Genomic DNA, 20,991 nt, shown 5'->3' with positions numbered 1-20,991 from the left:
CCGCGCCCTGCTCGACGCGTTGGCCCGCGCCCGCCCGCGCACCGTGCTGCTGGTCTGCCACGCCGCATCGAGCCCCGACCGCGGCACCGAACGCTTCGTGCGCGAAGTGCTGGCGCATTGCGGCGAATGCCGGCTCTGGCTCGTGGGCGCACCCGACACCGGCGCCACGCAGCGCTGGCTCGACTGGCTGCGCGACACCGGCCTGGAGCGCATCACCGCGAGCGACCGCCTCGACACCGCCTTGCCGCACGAGGCCGCCGCCCCATGACCCGGCAGCAACAACAGCCCATCCGCATCGCCGTGGTCGGCCACACCAACGCCGGCAAGACCTCGCTGCTGCGCACGCTCACGCGGCGCGTGGACTTCGGCGAGGTGTCGCAGCGCCCCGGTACCACGCGCCATGTCGAGTCGGCCGACCTCGAGGTGAACGGCGCAACCGCCGTGCGCTTCTTCGACACCCCGGGCCTCGAAGACGCCGTCGCGCTGCGCGAGCACCTCGCAAACTTCGACCCGCAAGCCACCCCGCCCGAACGCATCCGCCTGTTCCTGCAGGGCCCCGAGGCGCACGGCGTGTTCGAGCAGGAGGCCAAGGTGCTGCGCACCATGCTCGACATCGACGCGGCCTTTCTCGTCATCGACGTGCGCGAGCCCGTGCTGCCCAAGTTTCGCGACGAGATCGAGCTGCTCAACGCCTGCGCGCGCCCCGTGCTGCCGGTGCTGAACTTCGTGCGCGACGCCACCAGCCGAGAGCCCGCGTGGAAGGAGCTGCTGTCGGCCTATGGCCTGCATGTGCAGGTGCGCTTCGATGCGGCCGCTCCGTTCGTCGGCGCCGAACACGATCTTTACAACGACCTCGCCACCCTGCTGCGCGACCGCCGCGAGCTGCTGCGCGAAGTGGCCGAGTCGCTCGACATCGAGGCGGCCCGCCGCCGCGAGTCGGCCTGCACGCGCATCGCCGCGCTGCTGGTCGACGCCGCCGCCGTGCGCCGCACCGTGCAGGCCGCCGAATTCGCCGATGCCGCGCGCCGGCAGGCGCTGGTCGCGGCACTGCGGAAGGCCGTGTTCGACAAGGCCCAGCACTGCACCGACGACCTGCTCGCGCTCTACGGTTTTCGCCAGGGCGACGCCGACGAAGCGCCGCTGCCGATCATCGAAGGCCGCTGGACGCTCGACTTCTTCAGCCCCGAGGCCATGAAGGACGCGGGCCTGCGACTGGGCAAGGGCGCAGTCATCGGCGCGGCCGTGGGCGTGGTGGCCGACCTGGCCGTGGCCGGCATCTCGCTCGGCGCGGGCGCTGCCTTGGGCGGTGCCATCGGCGGCGCGGTGTCGCAGGGCTGGGGCCCGCTGGGCCGCAAGATCGCCAACAAGCTGCGCGACGTGCAGGAGCTGACGGTCGAAGACGGCGTGCTGTTCGCGCTGGTCGCGTGGCAGTTGAAGCTCACGCAGGCGCTCGAAGTGCGCGGCCATGCGGCCACGCAACGCATCGCCGCCGAAGCGCCCGCCGACGGCGATGCACCGACCAAGGCGGCTGCGGCGGCGGTACGCGCCGTGCAGCCCGCGCGCAACCACCCCGACTGGGAAGCCACCGGCGTGACGACGCGCGCGTTCTGGCGCCCGTCGCCGCAGCGCGAGGCGCTGGTGGCTGACCTCGCGCAGCAGCTGCTGCAGGCCTTCGAGCCTGCCTGAAGCCTCAGGCCCCGGCCTTGATGAGGTCCGCGATGCGCTCCGTCAACATCAACGTCGGCATATTGGTGTTGGCCCGCGGAATCGACGGCATGATCGACGAGTCGCACACGCGCAGCCCCTCGACGCCGTAGACGCGGCCCGCGCCGTCCGTCACCGCCATCGGGTCGTCTTTCGCTCCCATCTTGCAGGTGCCCGACGCGTGCCACACGCCCGCCACGCCGTTGCCGATGAACTCAGTGAGCTTGGCGTCGTCGTTCAGCAGGTCGTCGATGCGCGCGCCCAGCGTGATGAGCCCATGCACGATGGCGCCGCGCAATGGCCCCGCCCAGTCGAGCACGAACGACAGCGCCCCCATCTGGAACGCGTTCCACGCGCCCGGCGCCGAGACCTTGCGCACGCGCTCCGAATAGCTGGTCGGGAACACCGGGCCGCGCACGCCGTCCAGGCTCGCGTCGGCCAATGCCTTGGCCGCCACGCCGAAGCCTTCCTTCAGCCGCGCCAGGTCGCGCGGGTCGGACAGCAACCGGAAGTCCACCACCGGCTCTTCGAGCGGATCGGCCGAGCGCAGCTTCACCGTGCCGCGCGAGTACGACTTGTTGACCCAGACCAGCATCGTGCCCATGCGCTGGCCGATCGCGTGCCACGCGGTGCGGCCGATGATGGCCACGTGCATGTCGCCGGCCGGCGCGTCGGGAATGCTCTTCGACGTGTAGCGCAGCAGCGCCTGGTCGTGATGCTCCGCCAGGTCTTTCATGCGCGACGCGGGCGGCAGGTAGGTCGACACGGCCGTCAGCGGATGCTCCATGAGGTTCTGGCCGACGCCGGGCCGGTCGGCCTTCACCTCGATGCCCAGCGCGCGCAGGTCGGCCGCCGGGCCGATGCCGCTGCGCATCAGCAGCGCGGCCGAGTGAATGCCGCCCATGCACACGACGGTGTGCGCCGCACGCATCGGCTGGCCGCCCGCCTCGGCGCCCACCACGCGCGCGCCGTCGAACAGCAGCCGCTGCACATGCGTGTCGGTCACGATGCGCAGGTTCTTGCGCGCGCGCACCTCGGGCGTCAGGTAGACGATGGACGCGGGCACGCGCTGGCCGTCGTCGCTGGTGGCAATGGCGGCGGGGAAGACGCCGTCCTTCCACTCGCCGTTCTGGTCAGGGTACTGCGGGTGGCCGCGCATGCGCAGCGAGCGGCACACCGCCTGCACGAACGGCGACACCCGCTCGGGCGCGAGCCGGCGCACCGGCACCGGGCCGCTGCGGCCGTGGTATGCGCCGTCGAAATCGCAGTCGCGCTCCAGCTTGCGGAAATACCGTAGCGCGACCTCGCCGCTCCAGCCTTCGGCGCCCAGGCGCGCCCATTCGTCGTAGTCGTCGGGCGCGCCGCGGTTGGCCACCATCGCGTTGATGGCCGATCCGCCGCCCAGCACGCGCCCCTGCTCGTAGCCGCGTGGCGTGCGGTTGGGCTGGCGCGTGGGCGCGCCGCTCACCGTGGCGACCAGCGAGGTCCACAGGTTCTGCTTGTCCAGGTAGGCCAGGCCGGGGTAGCGGCTGCGGATGCTGTCGGTCATGGCGTCGGGTCGCAGGTCGCGCCCCGCCTCCACCAGCACCACGTGCTTGCCCGCGTCTTCCGACAGCCGCGCGGCGAGCGCGCAGCCCGCCGTGCCGCCCCCCAGGATCAGGTAGTCGATCGGCTGCGCCATTACTGCTTGCCGCCCCAGCGCTGCGGGTAGCCCGGCATCTTTTCGCAGCCGCACATCGAATAGTGCAGCGGCGACAGCTTGTCGTTCACGTACTGCGGCAGTTCCTTGGCGGTGATGCTCGGCTGCGGCAGGATCCACGTCGGCGACGGCAGCGGTTCGCCCTTCAGCGCCTTGAGCGCGGCAATGACGGCGGTGCGCCATTGAAAGGCCGGGTACGTGGGCGCAATGCCCTTGAAGCCGTTTTTCTTCCAGGCCTGCAGGTAGTCCTGCTGGTCTTCGCCGGTGATGATGGGGTACGGCTGGCCCGCGTCTTCGAAAGCCTCGGCCACCGCCACCGATACGGCGCCCAGATCGACCCACACCGCGTCGATCTTGCCGCTGCGGCTCAGGTAGTCGGCCACGGTGGCCTTGGTCTTGGCGCGGTCGCCGCCCACGAACTCGTTGCCCACCACCTTCAGGCCCGAGGCGTCGAACACCTTCCTGGCGGCGGCCCAGCGCGTCTCGAACAGGTCGACGCCCGGCGCGGTGCGCAGCACCAGCACCTTGCCGCCCTTGGGCGCGTTGGCCGCGATGAAGTCGGCCCCCACCTTGCCCCACGCATAGCCGCCGATGGAGCGCACTGCCGTGACCGGGCACAGGCTGTCCACCGAGCGGTCGAAGGTCACCACGGGCAGCTTCTTGCAGGCCTCTTCGACGGCGGGCGTGAGCGCGGCCGAGGTGTTGGGCGAGACGATGAGCGCGTCGCACTTGCCGCTGTTCACGAGCGAGCGGATGTCGGAGATCTGCTTTTCGTCTTTGCCCTGCGCGTCGGCGTATTCGAAGCCCTTGATGTCGGCCTTGTTGAGCTCCACCTCGGCCTGCATGGTGTTCCAGCCGACCACGCGCCACGGGTTGCCCACGCTCGCGTTCGAAAAGCACAGCGTGTAGGGGCCCTTCTTCTTGTACTTGGCGGTGTCGATGGTCTTGCCGCCGATGCGCTGCAGCCAGGGCTGGCCGGGCGGGCCTTCGGGCGTGGCGGACATGAGGCGCGTCTGCTCCTGCATTTCCTTGTCGACGTCGACGTTGGCAACCTGCGCGAACGCGCCCGCGTGGGCGACGACGGCGAGCGCGATGACGCCGCAGCGCAAGGCCTGTGGGCGGTGTGAATGGCGAGGGGATTTCATGGGTTGTCTCCTATGGTTTTCTCAAGGACGGGAAATGAGTTCTTCGAGTCGTCGTGTTTCACTGCATGCGCGGCCTCCTGGTGCCCGGTCAGCGGCGCTGATGCCGCCACGCCGTGAGCGCCGCGGCGCCGATCAGGATCAGCCCCTGCACCGCGACGCGCAGCGGCTCCGAGAAGCCCACGAGGTTCAGCACGGTGAAGAGCGTGTAGAGCGTCAGCGCACCGATGCACGCGCCGGGAATCGAGCCGCGCCCGCCCAGCAGCACCACGCCGCCGATCACCGCCGCCGCAATGGCTTGCAGGTCGTAGCCCGTGCCCACGTCCACCGACACGCCCGAAAACCCGCCGAGCAGAATGCCCGCCGTGACCGCCGACAGCGACGACAGCACGAAGGCCGCCACGCGCACCCGCCGCACCGGCGCGCCCGCCAGTTCGGCGGCCACGGGGTTGTCGCCGATCATCAGCACCAGCCGGCCGAAGTTGGTGCGGTGCATGAGCCAGAAGCACAGCGCCACGAACACCACCAGCACAATCACAGCAATGGGCAGCGTGCCCGTCAGCGGCACTTCGCGCAGCACGCCGCGGCCCAGGTAGCGCAGGTTGGGCGGCATGTAGCCCGAAGGCGCCCACCCGACCACACCATGGCGATGCCCTTGATCGACAGCAGCCCGCCGAGCGTCGCGATGATCGACGGCACCTTCAGCTGCGTGACGATCAGTCCGTTGAGCAGGCCCACCCCAAGGCCGATGGCGTACACGGCCGCGACGGCCGTCCAGGTCATCGACGCGTCACCGTTGGTGATGAGCGCGCAGCCGATCACCACCAGCGTGATGAGCGCGCCCGACGACAGATCGAAGCCGCCGGCAATGAGCACGAATGACGCGCCGCAGGTCAGGATGACCAGCGGTGCCGCGCGCTGCAGAAAGCTCATGAAGCCGGGCGCCGTCTGATACAGCGGGCTCATGGCCACCATCGCGGCGAGCAGCGCCAGCAGCAGCACCAGGGCCGGGTTGATCTTGCGCAGCCGCTTCATGCCACGTGCCCCTTGCTGCGGAAGGTGTAGACCCCCACCGCAACCACCACGATCAGCCCGCGCAGCACCTGGCTCAGGAACGAATCGATCTGCAGCATGTTGAACACCGCGTCGATGGTCGCGAACACGAACACGCCGGCCATGGTTCCCGAGATGCTGCCGCGCCCGCCCGCCAGCAGCGTGCCGCCGATCACCACCGCCGCGATCGAGTCGAGGTCGTAGCCGCCGTCGCGCCCCACCCACGGCGTGCCCGCGCCGAGCCAGCTCGCAAGGTAGAGCCCCGCCAGCCCCGACATCAGCCCCGCCATCGCATGCGCGCCGACCAGCACGCCCGAGGTGCAGATGCCCGCGAGCCTCGCGCTGTCGGCATTGCCGCCGACCGCGAACAGCCGCGCACCGGCAATCGTGCGCGTCAGCGCAAAGGCCGCCGCCAGCGCGAACGCTGCAAGAATCAGCACCGCGATCGGCACACCCGCCACGCTGCCGTACGCCAGCGCCTGGTAAGACTGCGGCACCTTGCCCTGCAGCGAGGTGAAGGCCACCGTGAGCACGCCCTGCAGCACCAGCCCGACACCCAGCGTGGCAATGAGCGGGCTCACGCCGAGCCGCGCGATCAGCAGGCCGTTGACCGTGCCCACCGCCGCCGCCACCAGCAGCACGCCCACCACCGCATAGCCGATGTTCCCGGTGTCGCCCTGCATGAAGTACGACGCCAGCACCGCGCTCACGCTGATGAGGTTGGCCACCGAGAGGTCGATGGAGCCGCCGAGCATCACGAAGTTCTGCCCCAGCGCCACGAGCCCCAGCGCGATCATCCGTTGCAGCAGGCCCATCACGCCGGCCAAGGTGAGCTGCGCGTGCTGCCCGGTCGCGAGCGCCGTGCCCACGTACACGCACACCGACATGGCCACCAGCGTGATCGGAATCAGGTGGCGGCGCACAAAAGACAGTTGCCCGTTCATGCCGCCACCTCTTCGGCCGGCGCCACGTCGTGCCGCACCGCCTGCGCAATGACCGCTTCTTCGGAAGCACCGCGCGGCAAATGCGCCACGATGCGCCCGAGTGCCATCACGCAGATGCGGTCGCACAGCCCGATGACCTCGGCCACGTCCGACGACACCACCAGCACCGCGCCGCCTGCATCGGCATACGCGCGCAGCAGGCGGTAGATGGTCGCCTTGGCGCCCACGTCGATGCCGCGCGTCGGCTCGCAGATGATCCACAGGCGCGGCTCGCGCGCCATCCAGCGCGCCACCATCACCTTCTGCTGGTTGCCGCCCGAGAGCGCGCCCACCGGCATGTCGAAGTCCGCCGCGCGCACCTCGACCTTGTTCAGCAGCGCGTCGATGCGGCTGCGCGCGCGGGGCCCGCCGGCGCGCCCGCGAACGGCCCGGCCAGTGCGCGCAATGTCAGTGCCGCGTTGTCGCGCAGCGACTGCTGCAACCCCAGCCCTTCGCGCTTGCGGTCGTCAGGCAGATAGCCGATGCCGCGTTGCGCCGCCTCGCGCGGCTGCGGGCCGCGCCCTTGCCGTCCCATGCGCGCACGGTGCCGCGCGTGAAGCGGCGCTCGCCATACAGCGCGCGCGCCAGTTCGACCTTGCCCGAGGCCTCGAGCCCCGCCACGCCGACGATCTCGCCGGCATGCAACCGCAAGGCGATGCCGTGCAGCACGTCGTTGCCGCCCCCCTCCACGGCCACCACTTCAGCGCCCGGCGGCTGCGCGGCCGGCGGCGGATAGAAATCGCTGAGCTCGCGCCCCACCATCAGCCGCACGATGCGATCGACCGTGGCCTCGGCCGCCGGCAGCGTGGCCATCAACTGGCCGTCCTTGATGACGGAGATGTCGTCCGCCAGCGCCATCACCTCGGCCATGCGGTGCGAGATGTAGAGCATGGCCACGCCCGCGCGGCGCAGCTCGGCGATCAGGTCGAAGAGCTTTTGCGACTCCACGTCGTCGAGCGCGGCCGTGGGCTCGTCGAGCACCAGGATGCGCGCGTCCAGCGACACCGCCTTGGCGATCTCCACCATCTGCTGCTCGGCCACCGAGAGCCGGCCGCATTCGGTGCGCGGATCGATGCGGCAGCCCACGCGCTTCAGCGCCGCTTCGGCGCCGGCGTTCATCGCCTGCCGGTCGATCACGCCCCAGCGCGAGGGCTCGTGGCCCAGGAAGATGTTTTGCGCCACCGTGCGGTGCGGCAGCAGCGCCAGCTCCTGGTGGATGATGGCAATGCCGGCTTGCCGCGCGGCCGACGGGTGGCCGAACTTCACGGGCCGGCCGCCGATGCGGATCTCGCCGCCGTCCGGCGCGTGGATGCCGCCGAGCACTTTCATCAGCGTCGACTTGCCGGCGCCGTTCTCTCCGCAAACGGCGTGGACCTGGCCGGCGCGGCACTGCAGGCTCACGTCGCGCAGCACCGTCACGGCGCCGAAGACCTTCTGTATGGCTCGCATCTCCAGCAACGGCGCAGGCTCTCGCGCCGCCTGCGGATGGGCGGTGGTGGGGGTCATGGTGAAACGACTCAGTCGGTGATGCGCTTACCCCACGAAAACCAGCTTGGCGTTGGTGAGCTCGCGCGCGCCCAGCGCCCCCAGTTCGCGGCCGAAGCCAGAACCCTTGACGCCGCCGAAGGAGGCGCGCGGATCCGAACGCACGAAATCGTTGATGAATACAGCGCCTGCCTCCACGGCCGACGCGAGCCGGTGCGCGCGCGCCAGGTCGCGGCTCCAGATGGTGGCGCCCAGGCCGAACTCGGTGGCGTTGGCCAGCGCGATCGCTTCCTCGTCTGTCTTGAAGCTGAACATCAGGGCGACGGGGCCGAAGATTTCTTCCTGCACGATGGGGGCGTCATGCGACAGGCCGGCGATGACGGTCGGCGGATAGAAGTTGCCCGGGCCTTCGGCCGGCTGGCCGCCGCACAACAGTTGCCCGCCCTGCGCCAGCGCGGCCTGCACCTGCGCATGCACGCTCTCGCGCAGGTCCGCGCGAGCCAGCGGGCCGAGCTGGGTTTCGGCCAGCAGCGGGTCGCCCATGCGCAGCGCCGAGGCGCGCTCGACGAACGCGGCCTGGAATTTTTCGGCGATGGCCTCGGCAACGAAGAAGCGCTTGGCCGCAATGCAGCTCTGCGCGTTGTTCGAAAAGCGCGAGGTCACGGCGAGCTGTACCGCGCGCTCGAAGTCCGCGTCTTCGAGCACGATGAACGGGTCGGAGCCGCCCAGTTCCAGCACCGCCTTCTTGCCGTGCGCGCCCGCTTCGGCGGCCACCGCGCGGCCGGCCTGCGTGCTGCCGGTGACGGTGACGCAGCGCACGCGCGGGTCGGCCACCACCGCCGCCACCGCGCCGCGGCGAATCGCCAGGTTCAGGTACAGCCTTCGGGCGCGCCGCGTCCAGCACCAGTTGCTCCAGCGCGCGGGCGCAGCCCTGCACCGTTTCCGCGTGCTTCACCAACACGGTGTTGCCCGCCAGCACGGTGGGAATGAAGAAGCGCAGCACCTGCCAGAACGGCAGGTTCCACGGCATCACCGCGAACACGGGGCCGAGCGACTCGTAGGCCACGTGGGCGTTCATGCCCTCGATGGGCATCGGAGCGAGGTAGCCCGGGCCCTTCTCGGCGAAGTGGCGCGCGCCCATGGCGGCCTTCTTCACTTCGGCGATGGCTTCGCCGATGGGCTTGCCCATCTCGGTGGTGATGAGGCGGGCGTAGCTTTCGGCGCGCTGCTCGAGCAGGTCGCCCAGGCGGTGCAGCATCGCGCTGCGCGCGGCCATGGGCGTTACCGACCACGTTTTCCAGGTGGCGGCCGACAGTGCGATGCGCGCCTCGATCTCGGCCGATCCGTGGCCGGTGGTGGCCTCGATCAGCGCACCGGTGGCGGGGTTGTGCGATTGGAAGGCGGCGGGCTGGATGTCGGTCGAAAAGGCCATGGGGTCAGGTCGCTTGGAGGGGGTGTTCAAGGGATGCGTAGTGTTCCCAGTGGCCCCGGCCCGCTCAACGCTTATCCGTCCGTCTTATTCCATGAACGGAGAAAAATAGGGTTAGCCCCGAGCCTTCTATTCCATGAGAGGAGAAAACTCTCACCCATGGAAGATCGGCGTCGCTAAAGTCGGCTGCGCCCCCTCGACAAGACCCTACGAATGCAAAGCCTAGAGCGCATCGCCAATCTGCTGTCCAGCTTCAGCGGCGGGCAGTCCGAACTGCCGTTGAACGAACTGCTCGCGCGCAGCGGCATCCCGCAGTCGTCGGGCTACAAGCTGGTGAACGCGCTGGTGCACGAAGGCTTTCTGCAGCGGCCCGCGCGCGGCATGCTCGCGCTGGGGCCGGCGGCGGCGGCGTTTTTCTTCGCGCCGCTCAAGGCGCTGTCGCCGCCGGGCGACCCGACCATTTCGGGCGGCGTGCGCCACTACCCCGACGCCAGCGGCCGGGGCATGCCGCGCATGGCGCAGTGGAACCCCAACCTGCTCGACCTGGTGTCGACCGCGCGCTTCCGGCGCGAGCCGCCCTTCGTGATCGGCTTTGCCAACGCGTCGAGCTCCAGCCCGTGGCGCGTGGCCATGGCACGCAGCCTGATGGCCGCCGCGCAGCGCCAGCGCGACGTGGTGTCGCGCGTGATGGTGCGCGATGCCCACGACGACCCGCGCCGCCAGATCGAGCAGTTGGCCGAAATGCGTGACGAGCGCATGGACCTGTGCATCCTGAGCGCCGCCGCGAGCGACCACCCCGAGCTGTTGTCGGCGGTGCGCGGCCTGGGCGCCGACGGCATCCCGGTGATCGGCGTGGACCGCATCTGCGGCGAGCCCGAAGACATGGTGTCTTTCGTAACCGCGTCCGACGTGCTGGTCGGGCGCATGAGCGCGCTGTGGCTGGTCGAGTACCTGGGCGGGCGCGGCCGCATCCTCATGCTGTGCGGGCGCGAAGACGCCAGCCCCTGCCGGCTGCGGTTGCAGGCCGCGATGGAAATACTGGGCCTGCACCCCGACATCGAGGTGCTGGCCATCGAGTTCACCAACTGGGAGGCCGCGCACGGCCACGAGATCGTGCAGCGCCACCTGGCCGCGGGCGCCAAGCTCGACGGCGTGTGGTGCGACTCGGGCCTGCAGGGCGTGGGCTCGCTGCGCGCCTTCACCGAGGCGGGCTACAAGCGGGGAACCATTCCGCCGCACACGGGCGGCGAGGTCAACCTCATGTACAAGCTCGCGTTCCACCACAAGGTGCCGCTGTGCGGCGTCGACTACCCGGCGGCCATGGGCGCGCTGAGCTTCCAGACCGCGTTGGACACGCTGTTCGGCCGGCAGGTGCCGCGCCGCGTCGAAGCCAACCTCGAAATCGTGATCTCGCGCGGCCACGAGACCGCGTCGGTCAAGGCCGACCTGTTCGCCGAAGAAAAGGTGCGCTGGGACCGCGAGGACGAATACGTGCACGCCTCGGGCTGGATTCCGAGCAGCACCACATCGCACGGGCGCAAGCCCTTCTTCGTATGAGCACCACATGAGCGCCGCATGGACCACCGAGGCCGTCACGCGCTTTCGCGACATCCTCGCGCTGGTGTCGCGCGAGCAGGTGCGCACGGCCTACGAGATCGCGGTCAAGCTCAAGCTGCCGGTCAGCTCGACCTACCTCACGGTGGCCGAGATGGAGCGCCTGTCATGCCTGGCGCGCGACGAGAGCGGCTACCTGCTCGTTGGCATCCGGCCGCAGCAGATGGCGCTCGATGCGCTGGGCTTCCAGGTGGCGGCGCAGCGCCTGGCGCCGCTGGTGCGCCACCTGCGCGACCAGTCGGGCGAAACGGTGTTCATGGCCAGCATGGCCGAGTTCGTGACCGTGGGCACGGTGGCCATGGGCTTCAACCCGGGGCACCTGGTGGTGCAGCCGTTTCAAACCTACCGCTATGCCGCATCGCCGCCGCCCGCCGACATGGCGCGCGCCGGCGTGTTCGAGGTCACGCTGGCCACCAACGCGCAATACGGCGACTACGGCGCGCTCGTGAACCTGATGGCGCTGCACCTGACGCGCTCCACGTCGAGCGCGCACCCGGCCACGCTGGCCGTGGGCGTCGCGCGGCCCGAGGGCCAGTTTCGCGACGCGGCGCACCTGGCGCGCAAGCTGCTGGAGCTCAAGGCCTTCTTCGACTCGCCAGGCTGACAGCGCTTCAGGCCGGCGCGTGCTGCGGCGCGACCTTGGGCAGCGACTTGTCGACAAACGCGCCCAGCCGCGTCTGCACCTCGGCGCCGGTCTGCACCACCGCCGCCATCAGCGACTCGGCGAACATGCCGTCGGTGGCCGACATGTCGGCGATGCGGCTGATCGACGTGACCATGGCGTAGTTCGACAGCGGCGCGTTCTGCGCCACGCGCTTGGCCAGCGCGAGCGCCGCGCGCAGGCTCTCGCCGGGCACCGAGATCTCGTGCGCCAGACCCAGCTGCACGCCGGCCTTGGCGTTGAGCACGCGGCCCGTGAGCATCATCTCGACCATGCGGTTCGGCGTGATGATGCGCGCCACGCGCACCGTGGCGCCGCCGCCGGTGAAGATGCCCTTCTGCCCCTCGGGCAGCGCGAAGTAGGTGCTCGGGTCGGCCACGCGCACATGCGTGGCGGCCGCCAGCTCCAGTCCGCCGCCCACCACCGCGCCCTGCAGCGCCGCGACCACCGGCAGGCCGCCGTACTGGATCTTGTCGAAGGTGGTGTGCCAGCGCTGACACACGCGCATGAAGTCGACCGCGGTGCGCTCCTTGTCGTGGTGCTCCTTCAGGTCGAGCCCCGCGCAGAAATGCGGGCCCTTGCCGGTCAGTACCACGGCACGCGCCTCGCGCGGCAGCGACGAAAAGGCCGCATCCAGCTCGGCCAGCGTCTGCTCGTCGATGGCGTTGCGCTTGGCGGCGCGGTTCAGGGTGACGACGGCCACTTCGTCGTCCATGTGGACGGTGACGTTCTTTTCGCTCACGGCGAGGCTCCTTCAAATATTGCGAATTCCGCCATTGCCGGGCGCGGGCGTGGCGGCTGCTTCAGGTCTACGATAGCGGCCATCGCCCGGCGGCTGCTTGCAGATCGCGCCCATTTATTTGCAGAATCCGCCAAGCCGACAAGCCCATGCAAGAACGCGCCACCGTCCCCATCAGCTTCCTGCGCAACATGCTCACCGGTGCGCGCCGGCAACTGGGCGCGCACGACATCGACGTGCTCGCCACGCAGGCCGGCATTTCGCCGTTGCTGTTGCGCCAGGGCGGCGCGCGCGTCACGCGCGAACAGTTCGTGCGCATGTACGAAGGCGTGGCGCTGTTCATGGGCGACGAAATGCTCGGGCTGTGGTCGCGCCCCATCCGCGCGGGCGCGCTCAAATACCTGGGGCTCAGCCTGCTCGACGCGCCCTCGCTCATGGTCGCGATGTACCGCTTCACCCGCTTCTGGAACCTGCTGCTCGACGACTACCGGCTGCGCATGGCGCGCGCCAACGGCGTGGCCACCATCACCATCGCGCCGCGCCTGGACAGCACCACGCCCACGCCCTTCGGCCACGAGCTGATGGTCAAGCTCATTCACGGCGTGGCCTCGTGGCTGCTGGGGCGGCAGCTGCCGGTGCTGGGCGTGGGCTTCGCGTTCCGGCGGCCGGCAAGGTTCGACGAATACGCCAACCTGTTTCCGGGGCCGGTGCGCTTCGGGCAGGCGGCCACCTCGGTCGGGTTTTCTGAGGCGGTGCTGCGCCAGACTTTCAGACGCACGCGCGGCGAGCTGCTCGACTTCGTGCGGCGCGCGCCCGACGACTGGATCTTCGTGACCTTCGACCACGACACCACGCGCTCGTCGGTGCGCGACTTCGTGGCGGCGCGCCTGGCCACGGGCGTGACGCTGGGCGCCGCCGCGGCCTCGCTGCACATGTCGGAGCGCGCGCTGTCGCGCAAGCTGGCCTCGGAGGGCACGAGCTTTCGCGCGGTGAAGGAAGAGGTGCGGCGCGACGTCGCGATCCAGCGGTTGGTGAAGACGCGCGAGCCCATCGACCTCATTGCCGCGTCGGTGGGCTTCGACAACACCCCGGCCTTTCACCGGGCGTTTCGCGGCTGGACCGGCAGCACGCCGCGCGGCTACAGGCGGCGCGCTTCGAGCGACTGATACCTCAGTTCGCGCCCGCCAGCGCCTGCAGCCTGGCGTAGTCGCCCGGCCGCGCGCCTTGCTGCTCGGGCGTGGCGCGCTTCACGATGCGCTCCAGAAACAACTGCCGGTTGACCGGCGTGATGGTCATGCCCTTGTCGCGCAGGAACTTCTCGTCCTCGAGTTCGCCGGCGATCACGCCGACGTTGGTCCACTTCGCGGTTTCCACCAGCACCTTCTCGACCATCGCCTGCTGCGGCGCCGACAGCTTCGCCCAGGCGGCCTTGCCGATGACGATGCCCAGCGTGTCGTACACATGGCCCGTGAGCAGCACGTACTTCTGCACCTCGTAGAGCTTCTTCGACTTGACGATGTCCAGCGGGTTCTCCTGCGCCTCGACCTCGTTCTTCTTGAGCGCGCCGTACAGGCTCATGAACGGCAGCGTCACCGGCCTGGCGTCGAGCGCGGTGGGAAACAGCTGGTAGGCCGCGGCGGCGGGCACGTACAGGCGCAGGTCGCGAAAGTCCTCGGGCCTGGCCAGCGGCCTGGCGACGTGACCTGCCGCGCACCGTAATACACCGAGGCCACCATGCGGTTGCCGCTCTTCTCGTTGTAGCCCTTCATCAGGTCGGCCAGCAACGGGCTCGCCAGGTACTTGCGCATGTGGTCGAGGTCCTTGAAGGCGAAGGGGTAGCTCCCCAGGCTCAGCGGCGGATAACCCTCGGCCAGCGTGGCCTGCCCGACGTAGGCGATCTGCATGGCGTCGTTCGCCAGCATCAGCGGAAAGTCGGCTTCCTGCCCCAGCTTGGAAGCAGGCACCACCTCGATCTTGATCTTGCCCTCGGACTGCTCGGCGATCTTGCGCGCCGCCAGTTCGGCCTGCTGGTGGAAGATGCTCGCGGGCTCGTAGACATGGCCCCACTTGAACTGCAGCACCGGCTGGGCCTGGGCGGCCTGCAAGGCCATGGCACTTCCCAGCGCCAGCAGAACCATCGCGGCGCGGCGCCGCGGCAAGAAGCTCTTCATCGACTCTCCCTCGGGTTGTAGACGGTCCGGCCCCACGCAAGATCGACGCCACCGCCGGTGGCCGGCGAGCGGATCGTAAGGAGTAGCGCCAGCCACCGGGAGCGGGTTTGCCCGGCTCGGGTTTGCCGGGGTTCGCGAGGCGCTATCGTTGAGGCTGCACCAGAAAGGAACGCACCATGACCGCCGCGCTGCGCGCCCTTCGCGCCGACATCACGACCTTGCAGGTCGACGCCATCGTCAACGCCGCCAACTCGTCGCTGCTGGGCGGCGGCGGGGTCGACGGCGCGATCCACCGCGCGGCGGGGCCGCAGCTGGTGCACGAGTGCCGGCTGCTCGGCGGCTGCAAGACGGGCGACGCCAAGCTCACCAAGGGCTACCGCCTGCCGGCGCGCTTCATCGTTCACACGGTCGGGCCGGTGTGGCGCGGCGGCACGTCGGGCGAGCCCGAATTGCTCGCGTCGTGCTACCGGCGCTCGATGGCACTGGCGGCGGAGCAAGGCGTGCGCAGCATCGCGTTCCCGAGCATCAGCACGGGCATCTACGGCTACCCCGTCGAGCTGGCCGCCAGGGTGGCGGTGGACACGGTGCGCGATGCATCGACGAACGCACCCTCGGTGCAGGAAGTGGTCTTCTGCTGCTTCTCCGCAGGCGACCTCGCGATCTACGAAGCCGCACTGGCATGACTGCGCTCCCCCGACAGGCTCGCCCCCGCTAGCCAACCAAAGAATCTTTATCTTCTGTCCTTGTCCCGGCCGCTTCAACGCACGGGCTGCCGCGGCAACACTTCGGGCCAAACAAGCCCCGGAGACAAGACGATGAAGACCTGCCCACCTCCCACGCGCCGCACGGCGCTCCAGTCCTGCCTGGCCGCCGCCCTGGCGCTCTGCGGCGCGCCCGCCGCGCTCGCGGCCCCTGCCGCCTACCCCGACAAGCCGATCAAGCTCGTGGTGCCCTACCCGCCCGGCGGCGCCACCGACGTGATCGGGCGCATCGTCGCCCTCAAGCTCGGCGAGCAGCTCGGCCAGCAGGTCGTGGTGGACAACCGGGGCGGCGCGGGCGGCAACATCGGCGCCGAAGCCGTGGCCCGCGCGCCGGCCGACGGCTACACGCTGCTGATGGGCGCCCTGACCTCTCACGCGACCATGGCCACCCTGGAAAAAGGCCGCCTGCGCTACGACATCGCCAAAGACTTCGCGCCCGTGATGATCGTCGGCTCGGTGCCGCTGGTGATCGTGGTGAATCCGCAGGTGCCCGCCACCACGCTCAAGGAACTCGTCGCCTACGGCAAGGCCAACCCCGACAAGCTCAACTACGCCTCCTCGGGCGTGGGCGCGCCGCAGCGCATGGCGGCCGAACTGCTGCAGCGCGAGGCGGGCTTTCGCATGACGCACATCGCCTACAAGGGCAGCGGCCCGGCCATGACCGACGTGGTCGGCGGGCAGGTCAACATGATGATCGAGACCGCCCCGGCCTCGCTGCCCTTCATCACCTCGAACAAGCTGCGCGCGCTGGCCGTGGCCACGCCGCAGCGCATCTCGATGCTGCCCGACGTGCCCTCGGCCGCCGAGGCGGGCGTGCCGAACATCGACGTCAGCTCCACCTTCGGCGTGCTCGCGCCGGCGGGCACGCCGGCGGCTGTCGTGGCGCGACTCAATGAAGCGCTCATCAAGGTCGTGCAGTCGCCCGAGGCCAAAGAGATGCTGCTCAAGCAGGGCGTGTACGCCGCGCCGCCCACCACGCCGGCGAAATCGGCCGAGCAGATCCAGGCCGAGGTCGCGCGCTGGAAAAAAGTCATCACCGAGTCCAATATCAAGTCCGACGAATAACGAGGCCCACGCACCCCATGTCCGCATCTCCCTTCGAACCCGACGACACCGCCGCCGACGCCAACGCGGGCATGCGCAAGGGCCTGACCAGCTACGGCGACCGTGGCTTCTCGCTCTTTTTGCGCAAGGCCTTCATCAAGGGCGCGGGCTACACCGACGCGGCGCTCGACCGCCCCGTGGTCGGCATCGCCAACACCGGCAGCGCCTACAACCCCTGCCACGGCAACGCGCCGCAGCTCATCGAGGCCGTCAAGCGCGGCGTGATGCTCGCGGGCGGCCTGCCGATGGACTTCCCGACCATCTCGGTGCACGAGAGCTTCGCCGCGCCGACCAGCATGTACCTGCGCAACCTGATGGCGATGGACACCGAGGAAATGGTGCGCGCGCAGCCCATGGACGCCGTGGTGCTGATCGGCGGCTGCGACAAGACCGTGCCCGCGCAGCTCATGGGCGCGGCCTCGGCGGGCCTGCCGTCGATCCAGCTCATCACCGGATCGATGCTCACGGGCAGCCACCGGGGCGAGCGCGTGGGCGCCTGCACCGACTGCCGGCGCTACTGGGGCAAGTACCGCGCGGGCGAGATCGACGCCGAGGAAACCGCCGACGTCAACAACCAGCTGGTCGCCAGCGTGGGCACCTGCTCGGTCATGGGCACGGCCAGCACCATGGCCTGCATCGCCGAGGCGCTGGGCATGACGGTGCCGGGCGGGGCCTCGCCGCCGGCCGTCACGGCCGACCGCATCCGCATCGCCGAGCAGACCGGCGCGCAGGCCGTGCAAATGGCGCGCGACCGGCTCACCATCGACAAGGTGCTGACCCCCGCCGCCTTCGAGAACGCGATGCGCGTGCTGCTGGCCATCGGCGGCTCGACCAACGGCATCGTGCACCTGGCGGCCATTGCCGGGCGCATGGGCCTGGACATCGACCTGCTCGCGCTCGACCGCATGGGCCGCGAAACGCCGGTGCTGCTCGACCTGAAGCCCTCGGGCCAGCACTACATGGAAGACTTCCACGCCGCCGGCGGCATGGCCACGCTGCTGCGCGAGCTCAAGCCGCTGCTGCACCTGGACGCGCTCACGGTCACGGGCCGCACGCTGGGCGAAGAGCTCGAACGCGCCGGCCCGGGCTTCAGGCAGGACGTGGTGCGGCCCGCGAACCGGCCGATCTATCCGCAGGGCGGCATCGCGGTGCTGTGGGGCAACCTGGCACCGGGCGGCGCGATCATCAAGCAATCGGCGGCCGACCCCGGGCTCATGGAGCACGAGGGCCGCGCCGTGGTGTTCGAGAACGCCGAAGACCTGGTGAGCCGCATCGACAGCGACGACCTGGACGTCACGCCGCACGACGTGCTGGTGCTGAAGAACATCGGCCCCAAGGGCGCGCCGGGCATGCCCGAGGCCGGCTACATCCCCATTCCGCGCAAGCTCGCGCGCGCCGGCGTGAAAGACATCGTGCGCATTTCCGACGGCCGCATGAGCGGCACCGCCTTCGGCACCATCGTGCTGCACGTGACGCCGGAGTCGGCCGTCGGCGGGCCGCTGGCCCATGTGCGCAACGGCGACCGCATCCGCCTGAGCGTGGCCGGGCGCGAGATCTCGCTGCTGGTGAGCGACGACGAGCTGGCGCGTCGCGCGAGCGAGACGAAGGTGGTGGAGCCCACCGCCGCGCGCGGCTACAAGAAGCTGTTCCTGCAGACCGTGATGCAGGCCGACAAGGGCGTGGACTTCGACTTCCTGCGCGCGCCGGACACCGTGGGCAAGGTGCCGCGCTAGCTTTTGCGGCCCTTCAGCCGCTCAACCGCACACCGCGCGCGCCTCGTCCAGCAACGCCTGCGCCAGCGCCACGCGCGGGCCGCGCCCGGCCCACACCAGGCCCACGCGCCGCACCGGCGCACGCTCGGGCAAGGGCACGCGCGCGATGTTCATGCCGGCGCGCCACATCGGCGCCCAGTCGGGCAACAGGGCCACGCCCAGGCCCTGCCCCACCAGCGCCGCCACGGCCATCAGGCCGTCGATTTCCAGGCGCTGCCGCACGCGGATGCCGTGGTCGCGCAAGTAGCGGTCGGCGAGTTGCCCGCCCAGCACCGAGCGGTCGTAGCGGATGAAGGGTTCGCTGGACAGCAGCTCGTGCGCGCCGCGCCGGGCCAAGGCCTGCGGCACGACCACCACCAGCGGCTCCTCGAACAGCACCTGGAACGTGCAGCCCTTGCCGACCGCGAACTGGGGCTCTACCACGATGGCCGCGTCGAGCGCGCCCGCCGCCACCTGCCGGCACAGCTCCACCGAGCTTCCCGGCGCCACGAACACCGACAGCTCGGGAAAGCGCGCGTACAGGCGCTCGAGCACCGGCGGCAGCACGCTGGTCAGGGCCGAGATGAACACGCCCAGGCGCAGTTCGCCCAGCGACACGCCGCCGCTGGCGGCCGCGCGCAGGTCGCGCACGTCGCGCAGCACGTCGCGTGCGCGATCGAGCATCTTCAGCCCCGCCTCGGTCGGGCGCACCGAGCGGCCCGAGCGCTGCACCAGCGCAGCGCCGATGTCTTCCTCGAGCGCCTTCACGCGCGCCGCGATCGCGGCCGGCGTGAGGTCGAGCCGGCGCGCGGCCTCGGCCATCGAGCCCAGTTCGACCACGGCGACAAAGCTCTGCAGGTATCGCGTATCCATCGGCGGGAATGTACAGGCCGCACCGTTTGCGACGAGGCTCCGGACCCAAAAAATTCTTGGGTCTGACCATGCCGTCTTCTTGCCCTGGAAGCGGCGTCGGCTTTGATACTGCCCCGATGACAAACAGACTTCGCGGCGTGATCGCCCCGGTATTGACGCCCTTCAACGACCGGCTCGAACCCGACGTGGGCCGCTTCATCGCGCACGCCCGGTGGCTGGCGGACAACCATGCGGGCCTTGCCATCTTTGGCACCAACTCGGAGGCCGCGTCGCTGTCGGTGCCCGAGCGCCTGTCGCTGGCCGAGGCGCTGGTGGAAGGCGGCGTGCGCCCGGCAAGCTGATGCCCGGCACGGGCGCCTGCGCCCTGCCCGACGCGGTCGAGCTGACCCGGCATGCCAGCAAGCTCGGGGCGGCCGGCGTGCTGGTGCTGCCGCCCTTCTACTTCAAGGGCGTGTCCGACGACGGGCTGTTTGCGTACTACGCGGAGATCATCGAGCGCGTGGGCAGCGGCTGCGCGCCCATCTACCTGTATCACATCCCGCAGATGACGCAGGTGCCCATCACGCTCGGATTGATCGAGCGGCTGCTCAAGCGCTACCCGCGTGTGATCGCGGGCGCCAAGGATTCGTCGGGAGACTGGAGCAACACCAAGGCCATGCTCGACCACTTCGCGGCCTCGGGCTTCGACGTGTTCCCCGCCAGCGAGTCGCTGCTGTCGCAGTCGCTGCCCCTGGGCGGCGCGGGGTGCATCAGCGCGACGGTCAACGTGAACCCGGCCGCGATTCACCGGCTGTTCCAGTCGTGGCAAGGCCCCGAGGGCGAAGCGCTGCAGCGCCAGGCCGATGCCGTGCGCAAGATCTTCCAGTCGGCGCCGATGATCCCGGCCATGAAGCATGTGGTGTCGCGCTTCTCGGCGCATGCGCCCTGGCGCGCGGTGCGCCCGCCGCTGGTTGCGCTGGACGATGCGGCGGGGCGCGGCGTTCTTGCGCAACTGGAAGCGACGGGCTTCGACATGCCCGGTTATCCGCGCTGAGGAACAAGAAGAGCAAGGAGCGCCGGAAAGAAACGCCGGGAATGCATCGCCTATAAAATGAGAGTCATTCTCATTAATGCGATGTGCCGTTCCCATGACCTCCGTTAACGCCGCAGCCAACGGCGCCATGCACACCTTCTATGCAGAGCACCACGGGTGGCTCAGTGCCTGGTTGCGCCGGCGGCTCGGGTGCTCACACAGCGCCGCCGACCTGGCGCAGGACACGTTCATGCGCGTGCTGCTGCGCCCGCAGGTGCTGCCCACGCTGCGCGAGCCCCGCGCCTACCTGTCCACGCTGGCCAAGGGCGTGGTCAGCGAACACTGGCGCCGCCAGGCGCTGGAGCGCGCCTACCTGGAAACACTGGCCCTGCTGCCCGAGCCGCTGGCGCTGTCGCCCGAAGAGCGGCTGGTGCTGCTGCAAACGCTCGACGAGATCGACGCCATGCTCGACGGCCTGGCCCCCAAGGCGCGCGAAGCCTTCGTGCTGTCGCAGCTCGAAGGGCTGACCTACGCCGCGATTGCCGAGCGCCTGCGGATCAGCGAGCGCACCGTCAAGCGCTACATGCAGCAAGGCTTCGAGCGCTGCCTGGCGCTGGTCGAATGAACGCCGCCGTGCTGCGCGAAGCCGCGCAATGGCTGGTGCGGCTGCACTCCGGCGACGCCCGCGCGAGCGACCACGAGGCCTGCGCGCGCTGGCGCCGCGCCGACCCCGCGCACGAGCAGGCCTGGCAGCGCGCCGAGCGCCTGTCGCAGAAGTTCGGCGCCGTGCCGCCCACCGTGGGCATGCCG

Annotated in this window: 23 protein-coding genes and 2 pseudogenes; 13 read left to right on the top strand and 12 right to left on the bottom strand. The window is 70.0% G+C overall.

Features of this window, described 5'->3' with window-relative positions:
* A partial coding sequence (locus BMG07_RS32965; RefSeq protein WP_198088025.1) for a DUF2868 domain-containing protein occupies positions 1-268 on the top strand: 268 nt, incomplete at its 5' end.
* Positions 265-1,686: a GTPase/DUF3482 domain-containing protein gene (locus BMG07_RS32960; RefSeq protein WP_198088024.1), complete on the top strand. Its 1,422-nt coding sequence runs from the start codon at positions 265-267 to the stop codon at positions 1,684-1,686. The genes BMG07_RS32965 and BMG07_RS32960, both read left to right, overlap by 4 nt.
* A gap of 4 nt (positions 1,687-1,690) precedes the next feature.
* Here BMG07_RS32960 and BMG07_RS32955 read toward each other — a convergent pair whose 3' ends face one another.
* The 9 genes and pseudogenes from BMG07_RS32955 to BMG07_RS43250 all read right to left on the bottom strand — a co-directional run.
* Entirely contained in the window at positions 1,691-3,385 is a 1,695-nt protein-coding gene (locus BMG07_RS32955) for a GMC family oxidoreductase (RefSeq protein ID WP_198088023.1), read from the bottom strand.
* Positions 3,385-4,548, bottom strand: a complete 1,164-nt coding sequence (locus BMG07_RS32950; RefSeq protein WP_198088022.1) for an ABC transporter substrate-binding protein — start codon at positions 4,546-4,548, stop codon at positions 3,385-3,387. Before BMG07_RS32950 ends, BMG07_RS32955 begins: the two co-directional genes overlap by 1 nt.
* Before the next feature lie 88 nt (positions 4,549-4,636).
* A complete protein-coding gene (locus tag BMG07_RS32945) occupies positions 4,637-5,158 on the bottom strand; it encodes an ABC transporter permease (RefSeq protein ID WP_198088021.1) in 522 nt (173 codons plus the stop codon).
* Positions 5,104-5,580, bottom strand: a complete 477-nt coding sequence (locus tag BMG07_RS32940) for an ABC transporter permease (protein WP_198088020.1) — start codon at positions 5,578-5,580, stop codon at positions 5,104-5,106. Before BMG07_RS32940 ends, BMG07_RS32945 begins: the two co-directional genes overlap by 55 nt.
* A complete protein-coding gene (locus BMG07_RS32935; protein ID WP_198088019.1) occupies positions 5,577-6,542 on the bottom strand; it encodes an ABC transporter permease in 966 nt (321 codons plus the stop codon). Before BMG07_RS32935 ends, BMG07_RS32940 begins: the two co-directional genes overlap by 4 nt.
* Positions 6,539-6,988 carry an ATP-binding cassette domain-containing protein gene (locus tag BMG07_RS32930; RefSeq protein WP_198088027.1) on the bottom strand — a complete coding sequence of 150 codons (450 nt, stop codon included), beginning with the start codon at positions 6,986-6,988 and terminating at the stop codon, positions 6,539-6,541. The genes BMG07_RS32935 and BMG07_RS32930 overlap by 4 nt, the downstream gene beginning before the upstream one ends.
* A 1-nt stretch (position 6,989) precedes the next feature.
* The gene (locus BMG07_RS32925; protein WP_198088018.1) at positions 6,990-8,087 is read right to left on the bottom strand and encodes a sugar ABC transporter ATP-binding protein; all 1,098 of its coding nucleotides are present in this window, start codon (positions 8,085-8,087) and stop codon (positions 6,990-6,992) included.
* A gap of 27 nt (positions 8,088-8,114) precedes the next feature.
* Positions 8,115-8,912 (bottom strand): aldehyde dehydrogenase family protein, encoded by a 798-nt coding sequence (locus tag BMG07_RS43255; protein WP_307867178.1) that lies wholly within the window; start codon positions 8,910-8,912, stop codon positions 8,115-8,117.
* A gap of 88 nt (positions 8,913-9,000) precedes the next feature.
* Positions 9,001-9,432 (bottom strand): annotated as a pseudogene (locus BMG07_RS43250) (aldehyde dehydrogenase family protein); the annotation flags it as partial.
* Between BMG07_RS43250 and BMG07_RS43245 the strand changes: the two are divergent.
* The 3 genes from BMG07_RS43245 to BMG07_RS32910 all read left to right on the top strand — a co-directional run bounded on the left by BMG07_RS43245 (position 9,341) and on the right by BMG07_RS32910 (position 11,713).
* The gene (locus BMG07_RS43245; RefSeq protein WP_269759628.1) at positions 9,341-9,607 is read left to right on the top strand and encodes a hypothetical protein; all 267 of its coding nucleotides are present in this window, start codon (positions 9,341-9,343) and stop codon (positions 9,605-9,607) included. The pseudogene BMG07_RS43250 and the gene BMG07_RS43245 sit on opposite strands and share 92 nt — an antisense overlap.
* Before the next feature lie 101 nt (positions 9,608-9,708).
* Positions 9,709-11,052, top strand: coding sequence for a substrate-binding domain-containing protein (locus BMG07_RS32915; protein ID WP_198088017.1), 1,344 nt, complete (start codon positions 9,709-9,711; stop codon positions 11,050-11,052).
* 7 nt (positions 11,053-11,059) lie between these two features.
* Positions 11,060-11,713, top strand: a complete 654-nt coding sequence (locus BMG07_RS32910; protein WP_198088016.1) for a hypothetical protein — start codon at positions 11,060-11,062, stop codon at positions 11,711-11,713.
* Between the two features lie 7 nt (positions 11,714-11,720).
* Here BMG07_RS32910 and BMG07_RS32905 read toward each other — a convergent pair whose 3' ends face one another.
* Complete coding sequence (locus tag BMG07_RS32905) at positions 11,721-12,512, bottom strand: crotonase/enoyl-CoA hydratase family protein (RefSeq protein ID WP_307867177.1); 792 nt, start codon at positions 12,510-12,512, stop codon at positions 11,721-11,723.
* Positions 12,513-12,658: 146 nt separating this feature from the next.
* Here BMG07_RS32905 and BMG07_RS32900 point away from each other — a divergent pair, with 146 nt between their 5' ends.
* Complete coding sequence (locus BMG07_RS32900; RefSeq protein WP_198088015.1) at positions 12,659-13,675, top strand: AraC family transcriptional regulator; 1,017 nt, start codon at positions 12,659-12,661, stop codon at positions 13,673-13,675.
* A 4-nt stretch (positions 13,676-13,679) separates the two neighbouring features.
* Here BMG07_RS32900 and BMG07_RS32895 read toward each other — a convergent pair.
* Positions 13,680-14,620, bottom strand: a pseudogene (locus BMG07_RS32895) (sialic acid TRAP transporter substrate-binding protein SiaP).
* A 236-nt stretch (positions 14,621-14,856) separates the two neighbouring features.
* Between BMG07_RS32895 and BMG07_RS32890 the strand changes: the two are divergent.
* From BMG07_RS32890 to BMG07_RS32880, 3 genes are all read left to right on the top strand, one after another.
* Positions 14,857-15,363, top strand: a complete 507-nt coding sequence (locus BMG07_RS32890; RefSeq protein ID WP_198088014.1) for an O-acetyl-ADP-ribose deacetylase — start codon at positions 14,857-14,859, stop codon at positions 15,361-15,363.
* A gap of 132 nt (positions 15,364-15,495) precedes the next feature.
* Entirely contained in the window at positions 15,496-16,506 is a 1,011-nt protein-coding gene (locus BMG07_RS32885) for a tripartite tricarboxylate transporter substrate binding protein (RefSeq protein WP_198088013.1), read from the top strand.
* 17 nt (positions 16,507-16,523) lie between these two features.
* Complete coding sequence (locus BMG07_RS32880) at positions 16,524-18,278, top strand: IlvD/Edd family dehydratase (protein ID WP_198088012.1); 1,755 nt, start codon at positions 16,524-16,526, stop codon at positions 18,276-18,278.
* Between the two features lie 21 nt (positions 18,279-18,299).
* On the opposite strand, the gene BMG07_RS32875 is transcribed toward BMG07_RS32880, so the two are convergent.
* Positions 18,300-19,169: a LysR family transcriptional regulator gene (locus tag BMG07_RS32875; protein ID WP_198088011.1), complete on the bottom strand. Its 870-nt coding sequence runs from the start codon at positions 19,167-19,169 to the stop codon at positions 18,300-18,302.
* 116 nt (positions 19,170-19,285) lie between these two features.
* On the opposite strand from BMG07_RS32875, the gene BMG07_RS44425 reads away from it, so the two are divergent.
* From BMG07_RS44425 to BMG07_RS32860, 4 genes are all read left to right on the top strand, one after another.
* Positions 19,286-19,510 carry a hypothetical protein gene (locus BMG07_RS44425; protein WP_307867176.1) on the top strand — a complete coding sequence of 75 codons (225 nt, stop codon included), beginning with the start codon at positions 19,286-19,288 and terminating at the stop codon, positions 19,508-19,510.
* Positions 19,510-20,202 (top strand): dihydrodipicolinate synthase family protein, encoded by a 693-nt coding sequence (locus BMG07_RS32870; RefSeq protein WP_307867175.1) that lies wholly within the window; start codon positions 19,510-19,512, stop codon positions 20,200-20,202. The genes BMG07_RS44425 and BMG07_RS32870 overlap by 1 nt, the downstream gene beginning before the upstream one ends.
* A 94-nt stretch (positions 20,203-20,296) precedes the next feature.
* Complete coding sequence (locus tag BMG07_RS32865; RefSeq protein ID WP_198088010.1) at positions 20,297-20,806, top strand: sigma-70 family RNA polymerase sigma factor; 510 nt, start codon at positions 20,297-20,299, stop codon at positions 20,804-20,806.
* Positions 20,803-20,991, top strand: a 189-nt coding sequence (locus BMG07_RS32860) for a DUF4880 domain-containing protein (RefSeq protein WP_198088009.1), incomplete at its 3' end; no start/stop codon positions are given. The genes BMG07_RS32865 and BMG07_RS32860, both read left to right, overlap by 4 nt.

It is taken from the genome of Variovorax sp. E3 (assembly GCF_016082275.1).
In the GTDB taxonomy this organism is placed as follows: Bacteria; Pseudomonadota; Gammaproteobacteria; order Burkholderiales; family Burkholderiaceae_C; genus Variovorax.
Note: the sequence above shows the minus strand (reverse complement) of the source record. Positions and strands in the feature narration are given on the sequence as shown.

What these genes read in the sequence shown, in the direction of transcription:
- BMG07_RS32960 (WP_198088024.1), top strand. Translation starts at nt 265, where the DNA reads ATGACCCGGCAGCAACAACAGCCCATCCGCATCGCCGTGGTCGGCCAC.
- BMG07_RS32955 (WP_198088023.1), bottom strand. Translation starts at nt 3,385, where the DNA reads ATGGCGCAGCCGATCGACTACCTGATCCTGGGGGGCGGCACGGCGGGC.
- BMG07_RS32950 (WP_198088022.1), bottom strand. Translation starts at nt 4,548, where the DNA reads ATGAAATCCCCTCGCCATTCACACCGCCCACAGGCCTTGCGCTGCGGC.
- BMG07_RS32945 (WP_198088021.1), bottom strand. Translation starts at nt 5,158, where the DNA reads ATGCCGCCCAACCTGCGCTACCTGGGCCGCGGCGTGCTGCGCGAAGTG.
- BMG07_RS32940 (WP_198088020.1), bottom strand. Translation starts at nt 5,580, where the DNA reads ATGAAGCGGCTGCGCAAGATCAACCCGGCCCTGGTGCTGCTGCTGGCG.
- BMG07_RS32935 (WP_198088019.1), bottom strand. Translation starts at nt 6,542, where the DNA reads ATGAACGGGCAACTGTCTTTTGTGCGCCGCCACCTGATTCCGATCACG.
- BMG07_RS32925 (WP_198088018.1), bottom strand. Translation starts at nt 8,087, where the DNA reads ATGACCCCCACCACCGCCCATCCGCAGGCGGCGCGAGAGCCTGCGCCG.
- BMG07_RS43245 (WP_269759628.1), top strand. Translation starts at nt 9,341, where the DNA reads ATGGGCGTTACCGACCACGTTTTCCAGGTGGCGGCCGACAGTGCGATG.
- BMG07_RS32915 (WP_198088017.1), top strand. Translation starts at nt 9,709, where the DNA reads ATGCAAAGCCTAGAGCGCATCGCCAATCTGCTGTCCAGCTTCAGCGGC.
- BMG07_RS32910 (WP_198088016.1), top strand. Translation starts at nt 11,060, where the DNA reads ATGAGCGCCGCATGGACCACCGAGGCCGTCACGCGCTTTCGCGACATC.
- BMG07_RS32900 (WP_198088015.1), top strand. Translation starts at nt 12,659, where the DNA reads ATGCAAGAACGCGCCACCGTCCCCATCAGCTTCCTGCGCAACATGCTC.
- BMG07_RS32890 (WP_198088014.1), top strand. Translation starts at nt 14,857, where the DNA reads ATGACCGCCGCGCTGCGCGCCCTTCGCGCCGACATCACGACCTTGCAG.
- BMG07_RS32885 (WP_198088013.1), top strand. Translation starts at nt 15,496, where the DNA reads ATGAAGACCTGCCCACCTCCCACGCGCCGCACGGCGCTCCAGTCCTGC.
- BMG07_RS32880 (WP_198088012.1), top strand. Translation starts at nt 16,524, where the DNA reads ATGTCCGCATCTCCCTTCGAACCCGACGACACCGCCGCCGACGCCAAC.
- BMG07_RS32875 (WP_198088011.1), bottom strand. Translation starts at nt 19,169, where the DNA reads ATGGATACGCGATACCTGCAGAGCTTTGTCGCCGTGGTCGAACTGGGC.
- BMG07_RS44425 (WP_307867176.1), top strand. Translation starts at nt 19,286, where the DNA reads ATGACAAACAGACTTCGCGGCGTGATCGCCCCGGTATTGACGCCCTTC.
- BMG07_RS32870 (WP_307867175.1), top strand. Translation starts at nt 19,510, where the DNA reads ATGCCCGGCACGGGCGCCTGCGCCCTGCCCGACGCGGTCGAGCTGACC.
- BMG07_RS32865 (WP_198088010.1), top strand. Translation starts at nt 20,297, where the DNA reads ATGACCTCCGTTAACGCCGCAGCCAACGGCGCCATGCACACCTTCTAT.